This is a genomic window from Chitinophaga sp. CB10 (genome assembly GCA_001870995.2).
GTDB lineage: Bacteria > Bacteroidota > Bacteroidia > Chitinophagales > Chitinophagaceae > Chitinophaga.
Genome location: MLAV02000014.1, coordinates 66,667 through 82,195, shown reverse-complemented (window position 1 = coordinate 82,195; position 15,529 = coordinate 66,667). Strand labels below are relative to the sequence as shown.

Sequence of the window (15,529 nt, the reverse complement as noted above, 5' to 3'; positions counted from 1 at the left end):
CCGGGAACGGAACGGCCGGTGCGCGTAGGACGATTATTAACACATGTATGATTAACCGGTTTATCAGGCGGGCGACAGCCTGCGGGACCTCAGGTACACCGCCGTACGGTTTAGGTACGGGAACAGCATAATGAGCAACAGCGTGACGATAATTAAACACGACATGAGTTCATAGTAATCCATCGCAAAACGCAAATGCCCCTGCGTATGGACGCTGTTGACCAACAGCTTGCCGGAGGCCCGCATGGCCTTGCCCGCGGCCATTCCCCTGGCTTCCAGGTGATGGGCCTGCATGCGCAGCGTTTGCCTCACCACCGGGTCCACCTTCGTCAGATGGTCCTGGAAGGCGTTATAGTGGCGGCTTTTACCAAATAGTTCGAAATAATTGATGAGCGCAATGCTGACGCAGAACCCGAGAAAACGGATGGCCAGGCATACCGCCGAAGCGCTGGCGCCCCAGGCTACCGGAACCGCGGAAATAGTGTACACGATGGTGGGCACCATGATGAAACCCACGCCGGCGCCTTGTATGAACAGGGGCAGAAAATAATTAAACTCGTCCGCCTGAATATCGAAGAGGAAGAACATCCAGATGTGGAATACTAATAGCAACGCAAAGCCCGGCATCCACAGCGTGCGGATGTGCCGCTTTTTTAAGATCAGCCAGCAGGCGATGATGACGCCGGTGATTAGCCCGGCCATATTCAGCAGGTTGATGTAAGAGAGGTGTATGGGATCGAACTTCAGCACCGTGGTATAAAAGGTATTGGTGATGCCGGAAGCGAAGCGGCAGATGTACATGATGAACAGCACGAGCAGCCCGACTTTGAAATTGCGGAACTTAAACACGCCCAGGTGCAGGTAAGGGCGGCGCATCCTGTATTGCCGTACGATATAGATGAGGAGCAGGAGGACGATGGCGATGGCGCTGTTGCGGATGCGCGCATCTTCCAGCCAGTAATATTCCTGCCCGTAGATCATGATATAAGCGAAGAGGCAGAGGGCGGCGCCATACAGCGCAAAGCTTTGCCAGTCCAGGTTATAGAGGGGGAACTTCACGTTCAGCCGCACGCTGTTCATCGTGAGCAGCACCAGCAGCAGCCCCGGCATGTATGCAAAGGCAGTGGCTTTATACACGATGTTGAAGTTGAAAGCATCGATCATATCCGCCGTGACGAAGTTGTTGAAAGGCATGGCGCAGAGCAGGAATCCGAAGAATACGGAAAAGCTTACTTCCCGCGCTCTTTCGCTGACCAGCCTGGTAAACATGAGGGACAGCGAGAGGTTGACCGTGCAGGCAAACAGCATGCCCTGTAAAAACCGCAGCGGGAAAAAGATATAGAGTTCGTTTGTGAGATAGCAGCAGATGCAGGTAGCCACCTGTAAAAAGGTGAACACGACGTAATATTCCTTTGCGGCCAGGTAGGCGAAAAAGCGGCGTTCCAGGCTGTAAAAGCCCACGTAGCCGGCGTAGAACAACGCTACGGCAAATTGAATATCCGCCGGCTCGCTGCCGTAGTAGCCTGCCGCCGCGTTGATATTGGCCATCGGCAAAAAGAAGATGACGATGCCTGGTAATATCAGGAGGAAGAGGATGACTTTGATCAGCCATTCCGGCGTCCAGGATTTGAATATGGGAATAGGCATGCCCTTATCCATGGTGTTGTTTTTTAGGCAGGTACACGTTTACGTTCATGCCTACCTTGAGCCGGTCGACGTCCGCCCGCTTGCCATCCACGCGGATGCGCACGGGTACGCGCTGCACAATCTTCACGTAGTTGCCGGTACTGTTGTCCGGCGGCAGCAGGGAAAAGCTGGAACCTGTGGCGGGCGACAGGGAGATGATAGTGCCTTTGAAACGCTGGTCAGGGAAGGCGTCCGCGATGATGTCCACGGTGTCGCCTATACGCATTTTTTCCACCTGCGTTTCCTTATAGTTGGCCACCACCCATTTATCCGTTTCGTTGTTGACGATGTAGGCCAGCGTTTCGCCGGCGTCGATCATCTGGCCTACTTCTACGGTACGGCGGCCCATGCGGCCGTCGTAGGCGGCGCGGATAACGGTATAGCCTACGTCGAGATTGTGGCGGTCGCGCAGGGCTTTCAGTCGCGCTATTTCCGCCTGCACCACGGCTTTTTCCGCGTACACATCCCGGATGTGCGCGGTGGCGGCGCCGTAATTTTCTTCTGCCGTTTTATAGTCGCTTTTATTGATATCGAGGGTTGCCTGCACGTCTTCCAGCTGCTGTTGGGTGGCTGCTTCATCGTCGTACATTTCCTTGTAGCGTTTGTATTCCAGCTCCTGCTTCCATACTTTGGCTTTGGCGCCGCTGATGCGGGCTTCTGCGGCGCTGGCGGTTTTTTGCAGGGTAACGATGTTGGCGTCCAGCACCCGGAGCTGCGCTTCGGCTTTTCGTATAGCCGCTTCCGTTTGATCCACTTCCAGGGTGTATTCCTGGTTATCGATTACGAGCAGGGTATCTCCTTTTTTCACGAGCTGGTTTTCTTCGAACTTCACCGCTACGATGAAGCCGCCGGCGCGGGAGATGACGGGGTTGACGTATTCCTGCACCTGCGCGTCGTTCGTTTGTTCGTAGAGGTAGTAAGAGCGGAGCGACTGAAAGCCCCAAACGGCCATAGCGAGTACGATGATCCCAGCCATCCAGCCTGTGATCCTGGTGATCAGCCTGTCGGATACAATGTATTTCTTTTTCATTCTGAATTATAGCGTGCCAGTAATGTGGCGGAGTAAGTAGTATTTATTTTGGGCAAGAATTTTTGCGGCGGCCAGTTCAAAGCGGGTTTGCAACAGCTGCACGTCCGCATCCAGCAAGTCGGTGACGAGGGAGGCCTGGTGAAAGTAAGCGCTTTTGATAATGCGGGCGTTTTCCTGTGCGCGTGCCACATTGGTTTGTGCCACGTCGATCTGTACCAGCGACTCCTTATAGCGAAGGAAGGCTTCCTTCACCTGTTGCCGCACTTTATCTTCCGTATCTTTATGCGCTTCTTCTTCCTTATCCAGCTCGATTTTCGCAGCGCTTACTTTATTAGTGTTGTGGTATAACGATGAAATGGGGAAAGATACTTTTACGCCTGCAATGCCGAGCGAGTACCAGCTTGGATTGTAAGGGTATAAAAATATCTGCGGATTGGCGTAGTAGAAATCCCCGTAGAGGCCGGCCTTTGGCCGCACGTTGGCTTTCACCTGCCTTAAGTTGAGTTTACTGAGTTGGGTTTGGTTTTCGGAGAGATGGTATTGGTACGAATGAGCCAATGCTTCGTGCAGGCATTGGGTATAGTCGACGCCGGCTTCCGGCATTGCCAGTGCCGCCGGCAGGACGGGCCGTTCATCTGCTTCTCCTAAGATGATGTTCAGCTTTTGGGTAGCCACCTGTATATCGTTCTCGATTTTCACGAGGGTGAGCTGGCGTTTGGAGAGGTCCAGTTCCACGCGGAGCACGTCGCTTTTAAGTACGGTGCCGTTTTTATAGAACGTTTTGATTTCCTGCAGCTGCTTTTGCTGGTCGGCAATATCACGCTGGATCAGGTCCCGGAAGACCAGCGCCTGCTGCAGTTCCAGATAGTGCGCAGCGGTTTCGTAGCGGATGGCGGAAATGGTTTCTTCCTCGCGGATGGCGGCCATCTGGTGCAGGACTTTTTCCGCCTGAATTTTCAGATTTAGCTTGTTACCGTTGTAGATGTTGAAGTACATATCCGCGCCTACCTTATATAAAGTGTGGATTACTTCGTGCTGGCTGGTAGGTTTCGTGAAAACGCCATCGCCGTAGATGGGGATGTTGGTGGCCTTTTCTGCGCTGCCCATCACTTCCAGTTCGGGCAGACGTTCTCTTTTCAGATCCTCGATTTCAGTGGCTGAAATGGCCGTACTTTTTTTCCGGATGGCAATGGCCCTGCTGTAGGCTTCGGCTTTCTGCCAGGCTTGTGGCAGCGTAATTTTCAGGGTATCATTTACGGTGGTTGCCTGCGCGTAAATGTGTGATGAATGAATTGCCAGTAATAGTCCTGTGGCAATAATTCCTTGTCTGTGATTCATAATAATAGATACCTGTGATCAATATCCGGGTGCAAAATTATCACGCGTTACGATATGCCGTTTCAGATAAAACGTCAATCTTTTCATCATTCCGGCCAAATTAAAATTTTACCTTTGCAGGGTTATGGGATTAATTGCATCATTACCGGAAATCAACAAGCAGCGCAATGCCGTGTTTGTCATGCATGAGAAGTCTGAAAAGCTGATACCGCTGCATACGCATAATAAGGGGCAGCTGAGTTACGTGGAAGGGGGCATTGCCTATATAACGATAGGCAACCGCACGTACGTGGTGCCGGCGCGGCATTACTTCTGGGTGCCGCAGGGGATGCCGCATATCCTGCGCATCGGGCATTCGGCCACGGTGTTACGGTCGCTGTATTTTTATTCCCATGATGACGACAGCAATCCTTTTTACAGTCAGCTGGGCATATACCCGGCCAGCGAGCTGCTGATACAGATGATCAATTATTCAGAGCGCTGGGATGGGCGGCATGTGACGAGTCATGACGATAATTTTGAGTTCCTGGTAGCGATGAAGAAGTTGTTACCGGAGCTGAACAACAAGGCCTTGCCTATTATCCTTCCTACGACGAACGATGACCAGATGCTGGGGATTATCCGTTACATGGAAAAAAATATCGGGGAGCGGCTTACCCTGGCGGGGGTGAGCAAGCGGTTTAATATCAGTGAAAGGTCGATGTCGCGTTTGTTTCAAAGCTCCCTGCAGATTTCTTTTTTGCAGTATTTGAAAACGCTGCGTATGGTGAAGGCGATTGAGATGATTCTTAAAACGGCGAAGCCGGTTAGCGAGATTGCGTATGAGGTGGGGTACACTTCGGTGAGTAGTTTTTCGGATGCTTTCCAGGAGTTCACGCATTCGAGGCCGACGGATTTCAGGAAAAGTTAGGCGCTGGTGAATGTTGGGGTAGCCAGGATGGCGCGGGGGCGGCGGGTTGCATAGCTTTGCTGATCTGCGATATAAAACAAAGAGAGGGCCCACAAGCCCTCTCCACATAGTTTTCAATAAAAATAATCCGATTAAATTCAGACAGCTTCGGCCATCTGGGAGCTGAGGTACATGCGCGCATAGCGGCAGGCGTTCCATTCAGCGGTGGTGCAGTCCAGTGGAGAAACCTCGTCCAGTGCGGCTTGCAGTTGCTCCAATGATGCAGCTTTGTTTGATTCAGACAGATCACTGACAGCATTCTGAATGATTTGTTCTACTTCGGCGTAGCTTTCACCTTTCTTAAGTTGACTCATTATCATCGGGATATTTCCTTCTGCTTTCATCATGCTTTTGTTTATCGCTTATCAAATTATTTTTTAATGTACATCTTCAGCAGGGTATCGATGGAGCAGTCCACCAGGTGATAGGCAGGCGGCACTTCATCCCCCATGCTGTGGAAAGTGACCAGTCGCGTACCCGAAGGTTTGGCGTCCAGCACTTTAAACAGATACTTACAATAGTAGACGTATAAGCTCTGTGAATATTCTATTTTATGATCTATTCTGTCCTGGTGATCGAGATTTTCGAAAAAAGCGTTGTAAAAGTAGAAATTATCATAATCATCCATGTCCAGATGCGTAAAGTTTCCGTGTATAAAATCTACATTAAATTTTCCGGTCATATTACGGGCGTCGATGGCCAGGTTATACAATTCTTCCCGCTGTTCCACGCCAAAAAACAATGCGTCCGGGTTATAGTGGCCGCCTACCAGGCAGAATTTTCCTATGCCGCTACCGATATCTAAAATCCGCTTTCCTGGCTCGTTTGCGAGGAAGCGCGCCGAGGCCTTCGCTACCCCTACCGGCGTCCAGTGCCGCCTTGATAATCGTTGAATACGCTCAGGATACAGCCAGTCAAATGCACCGTCATTTAAAAAACAGTTAGGCTTCACCAATCGCTCGCTCAAGCCAAAGCCTGTTGATAATTCCATCCTGCAAAGTTAACTTTGCATTCAACCTGTTGCGTTGATAAAAATCAATTTTTCAGGTTTTGGTATAATCGTGCGTATGAGCTTAACTGGCATTTTCCCAATAGACAAATGGAATTTCAGGTCCCAGTCCATCTTCCTGAACTTACCCGAAGAAGAGTATGAACTCCTCTGTGCAAACCAGCAGGAGCAAGTGTTTGAGCAGGGTGAAATCATATTCCGCGAAGGCGGAGTACCTTCCGGTATATACTTTATTAAACATGGGAAAATAAAGAAATATAAGGCGGATAAGGACGGCAAGGAACAAATTATTTATGTGGCCAATACGGGGGAAATTATCGGATATCATGCCATTTTGGGAGATGACCGTTACCCGGATTCCGCCGCCGCGCTGGAGGACTGCGTGCTGAAGTTTGTACCCAAGGCCGATTTCCTGGCGGCCTTGCAGCAATCCCCCATCCTGACCCAGCGGCTGTTAAAGGCCCTCAGCCACGAGTTTGCCGTGCTTAGCAATACCATCTCTGTATTTGCCCAGCGCTCCGTAAAGGAACGGCTCGCCATAGCGCTGATCGTATTACGGGAAAAATATAAAGACGATACTGCGCCCGGGGAGCCGGTTACCATCAACATTTCCCGGACGGACCTGGCCAATATTGTAGGCACCGCCAAGGAGAATGTGGTGCGCTTTCTCAGGGAATTTAAGGAACAGCAGCTGATACATAGCGCCGGCAGGAAGATCCAGGTACTGGATATTAAAAAGTTAGTCGAGGTGTCGAATTATGTTTCCTGAGAATGAATATACGATCCCGGCAGCACTTTATGTTTCCTGAGAATGAACAGGGAACACATATCAATCTTTCACCACCTGTAGTACAATTTTCCCGATATGCTCGCTGCTCTCCATCAAAGTATGCGCAGCAGGAGCATCCGCCAGCGGAAACACCTTACTCACCACCGGTTTAAACTTCCCTTCTGCTATCAGCGGCCATACCTTTTCCCGGATTTCCTTTGCCAGCGCGGCTTTAAAGGCCAGGTCGCGGTTGCGCAGGGTGCTGCCCGTGATGGTCAGCCGCTTTTGCATGACGGCCAGCGCGTCCAGCGTATCCCTGGCGCCCCGCATTACGTTGATGAACACCAGCCGCCCCTCTGTGTTGAGTAAATGCACATTCTTGTGGATATAATCCCCTCCGATCATATCCAATATCACATCCACGCCTTCCGGCTTCAGGCGGGCTTCAAAATCTTCCGTCCGGTAGTTGACGCAGATATGCGCCCCGAGCTGCATACACGCCGCGCATTTGGCGTCCGTACCGGCGGTAGCAAATACCCTGGCGCCAAACGCCCGGGCCAGCTGTATGGCAGTGATGCCGATGCCGCTGCTGCCGCCATGGACGAGGAAATGCTCGCCCGGTTGCAAACGCCCCCGTTGAAATACATTGTGCCATACGGTAAACACCGTTTCCGGTAACGTACACGCCTGTATGAAATCCCAGCCTTCTGGTACTGGCAGGCACTGCCCTGCCGGCGCCACGGCATATTCCGCATACCCGCCGCCAGCCAGCAGCGCGCATACCTTATCGCCTGTTTTCCAGTGGTGTACACCGGCGCCCACCGCGGCAATTTCACCGGCCACTTCCAGTCCCGGAATATCGATCGGAGCGCCCGGAGGCGCCGCATAATTACCCTTACGCTGCGCCACATCCGGCCGGTTCACGCCCGCCGCATGCACTTTGATCAGTACCTCTCCCGGACCCGGAGCGGGCGTATCCCTTTCCATCAAATGCATCACCGAAGGCGCTCCTGGCTGTACAATAATAATTGCCTGCATAACATATTTTTTGTAAGTTGAATGTAATTCAGCATCCCAGACAAACTGCTCTCAACATAAATAACCACAAAAATTGTGGTATTTCTTTTGATCAAGCTATCACACCCGTTATATCTTAACAACCATAACGCTATTTGATTGTTCTTTCATTAAAGTAAAATAACTTGATCTTATGCAAACTATTCTGGCATTAACCGACTTTTCAGATGCAGCGTTCCATGCGGCAGAATATGCCAGCTTCCTGGCAAAATACTATAAAACCCGGCAACTCATCTTGTTAAACAGTTACTTCCTCAACCCTACCGCACTGGCCAACCAACCCGCTGTGGCGTTTAGCGTACCGGATATCAGGGAAGAAAGTGAAAAGCTCATTGCGCAGTGGCAGACGGATATGACGGTTATCACCGGCGAAGCCACCACCGTACGGGGCATCACGTCCAACCTCCCTGTTAACGAAGTGCTGGAACAACTTTCCACTGAGGAAGATATCCGCTGCGTGGTGATGGGCATGAAAGGTAAATCCAACCTGGAAAAAGTGCTGGTGGGCAGCACCGCCATCCGCACCATGAACAGCATCAACCTCCCGTTGCTGCTCATCCCGGCGGATGCGCCTATTACCATACCTAAAAAAATAGTGCTCGCATTAGACCTGGAAATTTTTGCACATGCAGAAAAATCACAGCTCACCCGCGTGCTGGACCTCTTCCAGGCCCAGCTACTGGTCATCAACATCGCAAAAAATGAAAGATACCAGACGGAACTGCGGGATGAAATAAAACAGATGCATGAATTGCTGGATAACTACAACGTGACATATACCTACAGCTCCAACCGGGATGTGGCAAAAAGCATCAGCGAATATGCCCAGTCCAACGAAGCTGATATGATCATTACCATTCACCGTAAAAATAACAGCATATTATCCTTCTTCCAGAAAAGTATAACGCAACGATTGGCCTGGAACAGCAGGATCCCTTTAATGGTGCTGCCTAAGTAAACTATTGCAAATGATACAAGTAACCGCCGACTGGCTCCAAACCATAGATGCCCTGAAAGACGTACCGGCCGGTCAGCTCCAATGGTTCATTGATAACAGCGAACATCACCTCTACCCCGTTGGCAATACCTGGTTCAAAGCCGGCGATGCCGTGCCGGGCACCCACATCGTGATTGCAGGCCGGGCAAAACTCTACCTGCAGCAATACAACGATATGGTAGAACTGATGACGCTGGAACCTAAATCCATCACGGGCTACCTTCCCTTTTCCCGCATGACGAAAGTAGCCGCTACCTGCGACGTAGTGGAACCTATACAGGTACTCACGTTTCCAAAAGCAAAAATCGATGACCTCATCCACCATCATTTTGAACTCACCCAGGCGCTGGTGCATGTAATGACGAGCCGCGTGCGCGAATTCACCGGCCTGCAACAGCAAAGCGAAAAAATGATGGCCCTGGGCAAACTCTCCGCCGGCCTTACGCATGAACTGAACAACCCGGCATCCGCCATCCTGCGGGGCGCCAGGAGCCTCAAACAACACCTGCAACTGGTACCGGATGTATTCAAAGCCCTGATGAACCTGCAGCTCTCCGAAACCCAGGTGGACGCCATCAACAACATCATGTTCGCCGTACTGCAACAAGGCCCGCCGCCGCCCATGGGCATGCTCGAACGGGGCGATAAAACGGATGAACTCCTGGACGTGCTGGATAAATACAAAGTGGATAACGCCATGGACATCGCCGAAAACATGGTAGATTTCGGGTTTTCTGAGGTACATATCGAACAATTCCGGAAACATATTGCGGACAACGCCGTTTCACCGGTATTGAACTGGATCAATACCAACCTCGTGACGGAAAAAATGGTAACAGATATTGAAGAAGCGGCGGCGCGCATCAGCAAGCTGGTGGACTCCGTGAAGTCGTTCACCCATATGGACCAGGGGCAGGATAAATCCCCGGTAGACGTACATACCGGCCTGCAAAGCACCCTCAACATGCTGGACTATAAACTGCGCAAGTCCAATATCGAAGTTAGCCGTAACTTTGATACCACGCTGCCGCAGGTCAATGCGTTTGCAGGTGAACTGAACCAGGTTTGGACCAATATCATTGACAATGCGATTGATGCCATGGAGCCAAACGGGAAAGGGCATCTCACCGTGGCTACCGCCATGGACGGGAAATGCCTGGCCGTGAAAATTACCGACGATGGCCCTGGCATCTCCCCGGAAATAAAAGACAAAATTTTTGACCCTTTCTTTACCACCAAGGATATTGGAAAAGGAACCGGAATGGGACTTGATATTGTAGCACAAATTATCCGCCACCACCGTGGCCATTATAAAGTAACGAGCGAGCCCGGCAACACAACCTTTACGGTACTGCTGCCGTTGCACGACTAATAAATTATTCCAAGACCTGACATGAGCCTCCCGATTATTCTTTGTATTGACGACGATCCGCAGGTGCTGCGGGCCATCGTGCGCGACCTGAAAAGTAAGTATCGCGAACAATACCGTATTATCAGCACTGCTTCCGTAAAGGAAGCCAGGGAAAGTTTGACTGAACTGAAAAACAAAGGCGAAACCATCGCCATGTTTATTTCCGATCAGCGCATGCCCGAAATGGACGGCGTGAGCTACCTCGAATACGCCCGTAAATTTTACCCGGATGCAAAACGGGTACTGCTCACCGCCTATTCCGATACGGATGCCGCCATCCGCGCGATCAACAAAGCCCAACTGGATTATTACCTCGTAAAACCCTGGGACCCACCGGAAGAAAAACTCTATCCCGTGCTGGACGAAATGCTGGACGACTGGCAACACAGCTATCGCCCCAGCTTCAAAGGCATTAAGGTGGCGGGTTACCAGTATTCGCAAAAATCCCATACCATCAAGGACTTCCTGGCGGGCAACCTCATTCCTTATCAATGGCTGGACATACAAATTTCCGAGGAAGCGCAACAGCTGCTGCAACTGAACCAGCTGACCACAAAGGATTTGCCGCTGGTATTTTTTGAAGATGGCCAATGGCTCTCCAACCCTGGTATCCAGGAGCTGGCAAAGAAAGTAGGGCTTAATCCGCAGGTAAAACACGACGTGTACGATGTGGTGATCATCGGCGCAGGGCCCGCAGGCCTGGCTGCCGGCGTGTACGGCGCATCCGAAGGATTGAAAACGTTGCTGATCGAAAGGCGCGCCCCTGGAGGCCAGGCCGGCACCAGCAGCCGGATCGAAAACTACCTGGGCTTCCCCACAGGCCTCAGCGGTGCGGAACTCACGCGCAGGGCCATCACGCAGGCAACCCGCCTGGGAACGGAGTTTATCACCCCGCAGGCGGTGTCCAGCATCGAACAGATTGATGGCTACAATAAGATCAACCTGGAGGATGGCAGCTCTGTAAATACCCGCAGTATCATCATCACCACGGGCGTGGATTACCGCACGCTGGATACCAAAGGGCTATCCGACTTCACAGGGGCCGGCGTATATTACGGCGCCGCTATGACGGAGGCTACGGCCTGCATGGGCGGTGATGTGTACATCGTAGGCGGCGGCAACTCCGCGGGGCAGGCAGCCATGTACCTGTCCAAGTTTGCGAGAAAGGTGATTATCCTGATACGGAAACCGGATTTGAGCAGCACTATGTCCGCCTACCTGATCGACCAGATTAACGACACGCCTAACATTGAAGTACGGGGTAAATCAGAAGTGATCGAAGCCATGGGCGGCGACAGGCTGGAACGCATTGTGATCAATAACATTGACAGCGGCGAAACCATTACCGCGGACGCGGTAGCGCTGTTTATCTTCATTGGCGCAAAACCCATCACCGACTGGATTTCCCTGAATATCATCCGGGATGAAAAAGGGTTTATCGAAACCGGCAATGAATTAAAGAACTACAACGATTTCAGGAGCATCTGGAAGAAAGACCGGGATCCCTATTTGCTGGAAACCAGCTGCCCGGGGATTTTTGCAGCAGGGGATGTGCGGGCGAAGGCGATGAATCGTGTAGCCGCTGCCGTTGGAGAGGGGTCGATGGCGATCAGCTTTGTGCATAAGTACCTGGCAGAGGTGAAGTAAGGGATTTAATATCCATCTACAAGATAAAAACAGCCGGCAATAATATGCCGGCTGTTTTATTTCCTAGAACAACACCGTGGCATGCACCATCATCCGGCTGCCCGCTTTCACATGCATATCCGCCAGCTGCTGTTTAATCACCGGCTGAAAGTTCCCGCCGATGTTCACCCTGCCCAGCATGACCTCTGCGCCTACTGTTCCCATCAACGCATAACCGCCGGACACATCCACCTGCAGGCCTGCATCCATATCCTTTCCGGCAGTTTCATACAGCACGCCCGCATCCGGCGAAACAGTCACCTGCGGGGCTATACGAAATTTGTAGTACGCCAGCAGGTTGGCGGTGTACTTATTCCCATAGCGGTAATCGTAACGGTTGGCGGTATTAATCTTGTAACTCAGGTTGGCGTTGATGCCCGCGTCCATCAGCCGGATATCATACATCGCGTTGAGCGTAAAATCGGTACTGCCGGTGCCTAACTGAAAATTGTTAGGCGACTCGCCACCGGCTATCTTCGCCGCCTGGTAATACCTGCCGGTAGGCGCTTTGACGCCGGCGCCCACCCAAAGGGACTGTACCAGCAGCTTGCTGTTCAGCACCGTCTGCCGGTTGCTGAATACATTGTAAAAGCCTATGGCTGCGATATCCCCCAGCCCGGATTGATGCGTGGTAACGCCCTCGTTGGTTTTGCCGTTGAAATTGAACGGTACAAAAGCCAGCACGCGGAAGCGTTGGCCGATGTTCCAGCCGCCCCAGAGTTCTGCTGTCTGGTAGGTTTCCGCAGTGGTGAGGTAGGAGGTAGCGCCGCCGGCGCCAAGGTGCGACTGCATGGTTTTATGCTGGTAACGCAGGCCTGCAAAGCGTTTGCTGAAATCCGGCAGGATGCCGAGGTAGTAGCTGCCTACGCCGCAGCCGCAGATGTCGCATGCACGTATAGTCGTCACTGTTAGCAGGCAGGTAAGTATCAGGAGAATTCTTTTCATCATATCAAGGTTGTTCGGCAAAGCGCCGGTCAGTAATAAAGCTGGTATCATTCAGCGTTTGCAGGAATGCCAGCAGGTTTTTTTTGTCGGTTGGGGAGAGATGTACACCCTCCTTCAGCAAAGGATCCAGCGTAGCCATGGGCTGGATCTCCTTTTCATAATGCCCGAGCACCCCTTCGAGGGTCCGGAACCTGCCATCATGCATGTAAGGCGCGGTAAAGCCAAGGTTTCTTAATGAGGGAACCTTGAACTTGTATGCGTCGGCTGGGTTGAGCGTAATCTCATATCTCCCCTTGTCATCATTGGGCCCGGCCCCGATGCCGTTGTTGCGGAAGGAGAAGTCAGAGAAGAGCGGCTCCCGGTGGCAGCTGTTGCACTGCTGCTTAAACACTTCATAGCCGGCCGCCTCCTCAGGGGAAAAGCCCGCGCCGTTATGCCGCATTACCTCGTCGTACTTAGAATGGTTGCTGACTACCATCACCATGAATTGCGCCATGGCTTTGTTAAAGCGGGCAGTGGTGATTTCCGGCGTGCCGAATGCTTTTTCAAACAGCCGCGTATAGGCGGGCATGCCCCGTAGTTTTTGCAGCACGTTTTCCATGGTTTCATCCATTTCTACGGGGTTGGTGATGGGCGCGATGGGCTGGAGGTCCAGGTCGAAAATACCACCGTCCAGCATATACGAAGGGTGCCAGGCCAGGTTCATGATGGGAGGCGCATTGCGGCTCCCCAGGCGGTCGTCAATACCATGGCTGACGTCATGGCCATGATGGGTAAACGCGGAGGTTTGCAGGTGGCAATCCCCGCAGGAGATGGTATTGTTCCTGGACAACCGCGGCTCGTAGAAAAGTTGGCGCCCCAGTTCAAAGCCCGCACTGGTAACAGGGTTGCGGGCGAGGTCGTACACCGGCGCGGGAAAGTTGGCCGGGGTGGTGAAGCCCTGGAAGGGCGCATCTTTTTCTGTGCGGGAGCAGGAGAAGCTGATCAGTGATGTGGCGAGGAGGGTAATCCATAACCTGTGGTGCATAGCGGTTAGCTTGCCGTAGGAGCGTAACAGCATCCCACGCATCTTCATCCATAACCTATCTTGCATTACGAACCGCCCCTCGGTGCTAAATAATCTACGTTCCATACCCATCAATTTTCAGTATGATCATGCGTAAACATCTCCGCATAATTATCCGCAATCCCGGTGCTGAAATTGCTGAACATCACCGTAGGATTTTGCGCGATGCTCACCTTCGTACGCCCGTTAAAAACCTGCATAACATCCACCAACAGGTGTACATTGGCTTCCCGGCCGCTGCGCACCTTAGCCACGCCTGCAGGGCGCAGATCGATAGTGATGGTTTTAATATTATTGATAGTTGGGGCGCTGTAACCGCCGAAACCACCGATATGATACCGGAATTTATGCTGGCCGGAAGGGTCCGCAGGCGCAGCATCCGAAGCACCTTCCATCTTAAAGAAAATATACCCGCTGTTCCAGCTCCAGTACATCCCGTTGTCCATGCCCGTGGAAGGATCGAGCACGCCGGTGCGCTTACTGATATCCATGGTATTACGCAGACTGTCTACGCCGAGCGTAAACGTCAGCCGCTGGTAATCCCCTTCCGGTACGCGGACTTTCACAAACTGCGAAGCCGCATTTTCTTCGCTGACGAGGAAATAACTGCTGTCCTGCGGCACCGTATAGGCTTTACCGTTAGCATCCTGCACGCTGATGTTACTGATATAATATTGTAACAGGGAAATGCGGAACGTTTCACCGGTTGCATTCACATACACGCCGGTATTCAACTGCAAATTCTTAGCGCCAACGATGTTGTCAAACTGTACGGAAAGCGTGGCCAGCTGCCCGTTGCCGGCCGGCTCAACCGTCTCTTTCCTGGAGCAGGCGGAGAATATAAACACTACGGTCAGCAATACGATATATATACGATTCATACAATCATTTTTTGAGTATAAGCAATAGAAGTCCTGCCGCCGGAACAGGCCCGGCAGCCAAAGGAAAATAAATGGTACAACAAGCTATTGTATGGACATACAAATGATGTCACAACAATAGTTGTAATAAAAATTCAACGAAAAAATAAGCGGAGATTATGCGGCAAATGCCGGCGGGTGGAAGATGGTATCCGGTTGATCAACAGGATAACCGATGGTAGCAATGATGTTGAAAGTTTGTGTCAGATCGGCAGACACAGGGCGGGGCAACATCACTGCAACAGCAGGCGCATACAGCACTTCGGCCTTCTGCTCCGCGCGACGTTCAGGGTTATCCTGGTTACGTTTTTCCTCTGCATTCAACTGCTTGCGCAGATGACATTTACCGTTACAATGCAGTGCTGGTTTGTCGCGATTCTCACACAGGTTGGCTGCAATATAATCCTGCGTGATATAGAACTCCAGCAGCATGATATAACGGCCGGACAGCTGGCCAAACCAGGCCAGCAGCAAAATCAGCGCTATGATTCTCTTATGCATGATGGAGCTACAGTGAGTTGCGCGCAAAGGTAGGGCATATAACAATAAGTTGAATTAAAATAGTTATTTCCATATCAATTTACTATCTTTATTAAGCCACCATATCTAAAGCAGAGAATCTCTAATCCTAAAATAACCTGGTACC

Annotated in this window: 15 protein-coding genes; 5 read left to right on the top strand and 10 right to left on the bottom strand. The window is 51.6% G+C overall.

The window, feature by feature from the left end; translation table 11 throughout:
• Nucleotides 1–63 precede the first annotated feature (63 nt).
• The 3 genes from BOC67_RS18785 to BOC67_RS18775 are packed head-to-tail and all read right to left on the bottom strand — an operon-like array spanning nt 64 to nt 4,054.
• Nucleotides 64–1,659, bottom strand: a complete 1,596-nt coding sequence (locus BOC67_RS18785) for a beta-carotene 15,15'-monooxygenase (protein WP_291912375.1) — start codon at nt 1,657–1,659, stop codon at nt 64–66.
• Nucleotides 1,652–2,716 carry an HlyD family secretion protein gene (locus BOC67_RS18780; RefSeq protein ID WP_291912374.1) on the bottom strand — a complete coding sequence of 355 codons (1,065 nt, stop codon included), beginning with the start codon at nt 2,714–2,716 and terminating at the stop codon, nt 1,652–1,654. The genes BOC67_RS18785 and BOC67_RS18780 overlap by 8 nt, the downstream gene beginning before the upstream one ends.
• Nucleotides 2,717–2,722: 6 nt before the next feature.
• Nucleotides 2,723–4,054, bottom strand: coding sequence for a TolC family protein (locus BOC67_RS18775; RefSeq protein ID WP_291912373.1), 1,332 nt, complete (start codon nt 4,052–4,054; stop codon nt 2,723–2,725).
• A 124-nt stretch (nt 4,055–4,178) separates the two neighbouring features.
• On the opposite strand from BOC67_RS18775, the gene BOC67_RS18770 reads away from it, so the two are divergent.
• Nucleotides 4,179–4,964, top strand: a complete 786-nt coding sequence (locus tag BOC67_RS18770) for an AraC family transcriptional regulator (protein ID WP_291912372.1) — start codon at nt 4,179–4,181, stop codon at nt 4,962–4,964.
• A gap of 137 nt (nt 4,965–5,101) precedes the next feature.
• Here BOC67_RS18770 and BOC67_RS18765 read toward each other — a convergent pair whose 3' ends face one another.
• Both BOC67_RS18765 and BOC67_RS18760 read right to left on the bottom strand, forming a co-directional pair.
• Nucleotides 5,102–5,350, bottom strand: a complete 249-nt coding sequence (locus tag BOC67_RS18765; RefSeq protein WP_291912371.1) for a hypothetical protein — start codon at nt 5,348–5,350, stop codon at nt 5,102–5,104.
• Between the two features lie 23 nt (nt 5,351–5,373).
• Entirely contained in the window at nt 5,374–5,994 is a 621-nt protein-coding gene (locus tag BOC67_RS18760; RefSeq protein ID WP_291912369.1) for a class I SAM-dependent methyltransferase, read from the bottom strand.
• A 76-nt stretch (nt 5,995–6,070) separates the two neighbouring features.
• On the opposite strand from BOC67_RS18760, the gene BOC67_RS18755 reads away from it, so the two are divergent.
• A complete protein-coding gene (locus BOC67_RS18755) occupies nt 6,071–6,781 on the top strand; it encodes a Crp/Fnr family transcriptional regulator (protein WP_291912366.1) in 711 nt (236 codons plus the stop codon).
• Between the two features lie 60 nt (nt 6,782–6,841).
• Here the strand turns inward: BOC67_RS18755 and BOC67_RS18750 are convergent, their stop codons facing one another.
• The gene (locus BOC67_RS18750; RefSeq protein WP_291912365.1) at nt 6,842–7,819 is read right to left on the bottom strand and encodes an NAD(P)H-quinone oxidoreductase; all 978 of its coding nucleotides are present in this window, start codon (nt 7,817–7,819) and stop codon (nt 6,842–6,844) included.
• A 172-nt stretch (nt 7,820–7,991) separates the two neighbouring features.
• Here BOC67_RS18750 and BOC67_RS18745 point away from each other — a divergent pair, with 172 nt between their 5' ends.
• The 3 genes from BOC67_RS18745 to BOC67_RS18735 are packed head-to-tail and all read left to right on the top strand — an operon-like array spanning nt 7,992 to nt 11,913.
• Entirely contained in the window at nt 7,992–8,816 is an 825-nt protein-coding gene (locus BOC67_RS18745) for a universal stress protein (protein ID WP_291912363.1), read from the top strand.
• Between the two features lie 10 nt (nt 8,817–8,826).
• A complete protein-coding gene (locus tag BOC67_RS18740) occupies nt 8,827–10,227 on the top strand; it encodes an ATP-binding protein (protein ID WP_291912361.1) in 1,401 nt (466 codons plus the stop codon).
• A gap of 21 nt (nt 10,228–10,248) precedes the next feature.
• Nucleotides 10,249–11,913 carry an FAD-dependent oxidoreductase gene (locus tag BOC67_RS18735; protein WP_291912359.1) on the top strand — a complete coding sequence of 555 codons (1,665 nt, stop codon included), beginning with the start codon at nt 10,249–10,251 and terminating at the stop codon, nt 11,911–11,913.
• A gap of 63 nt (nt 11,914–11,976) precedes the next feature.
• Here the strand turns inward: BOC67_RS18735 and BOC67_RS18730 are convergent, their stop codons facing one another.
• From BOC67_RS18730 to BOC67_RS18715, 4 genes are all read right to left on the bottom strand, one after another.
• The gene (locus BOC67_RS18730) at nt 11,977–12,900 is read right to left on the bottom strand and encodes a transporter (protein ID WP_291912357.1); all 924 of its coding nucleotides are present in this window, start codon (nt 12,898–12,900) and stop codon (nt 11,977–11,979) included.
• 1 nt (nt 12,901) lies between these two features.
• On the bottom strand, nt 12,902–14,029 hold the full coding sequence (locus BOC67_RS18725) for a cytochrome c peroxidase (RefSeq protein WP_291912355.1): 1,128 nt from the start codon (nt 14,027–14,029) through the stop codon (nt 12,902–12,904).
• 5 nt (nt 14,030–14,034) lie between these two features.
• Nucleotides 14,035–14,844 carry an MbnP family protein gene (locus BOC67_RS18720; RefSeq protein WP_291912353.1) on the bottom strand — a complete coding sequence of 270 codons (810 nt, stop codon included), beginning with the start codon at nt 14,842–14,844 and terminating at the stop codon, nt 14,035–14,037.
• Between the two features lie 156 nt (nt 14,845–15,000).
• Entirely contained in the window at nt 15,001–15,384 is a 384-nt protein-coding gene (locus BOC67_RS18715) for a hypothetical protein (RefSeq protein WP_291912350.1), read from the bottom strand.
• Nucleotides 15,385–15,529: the final 145 nt, after the last annotated feature.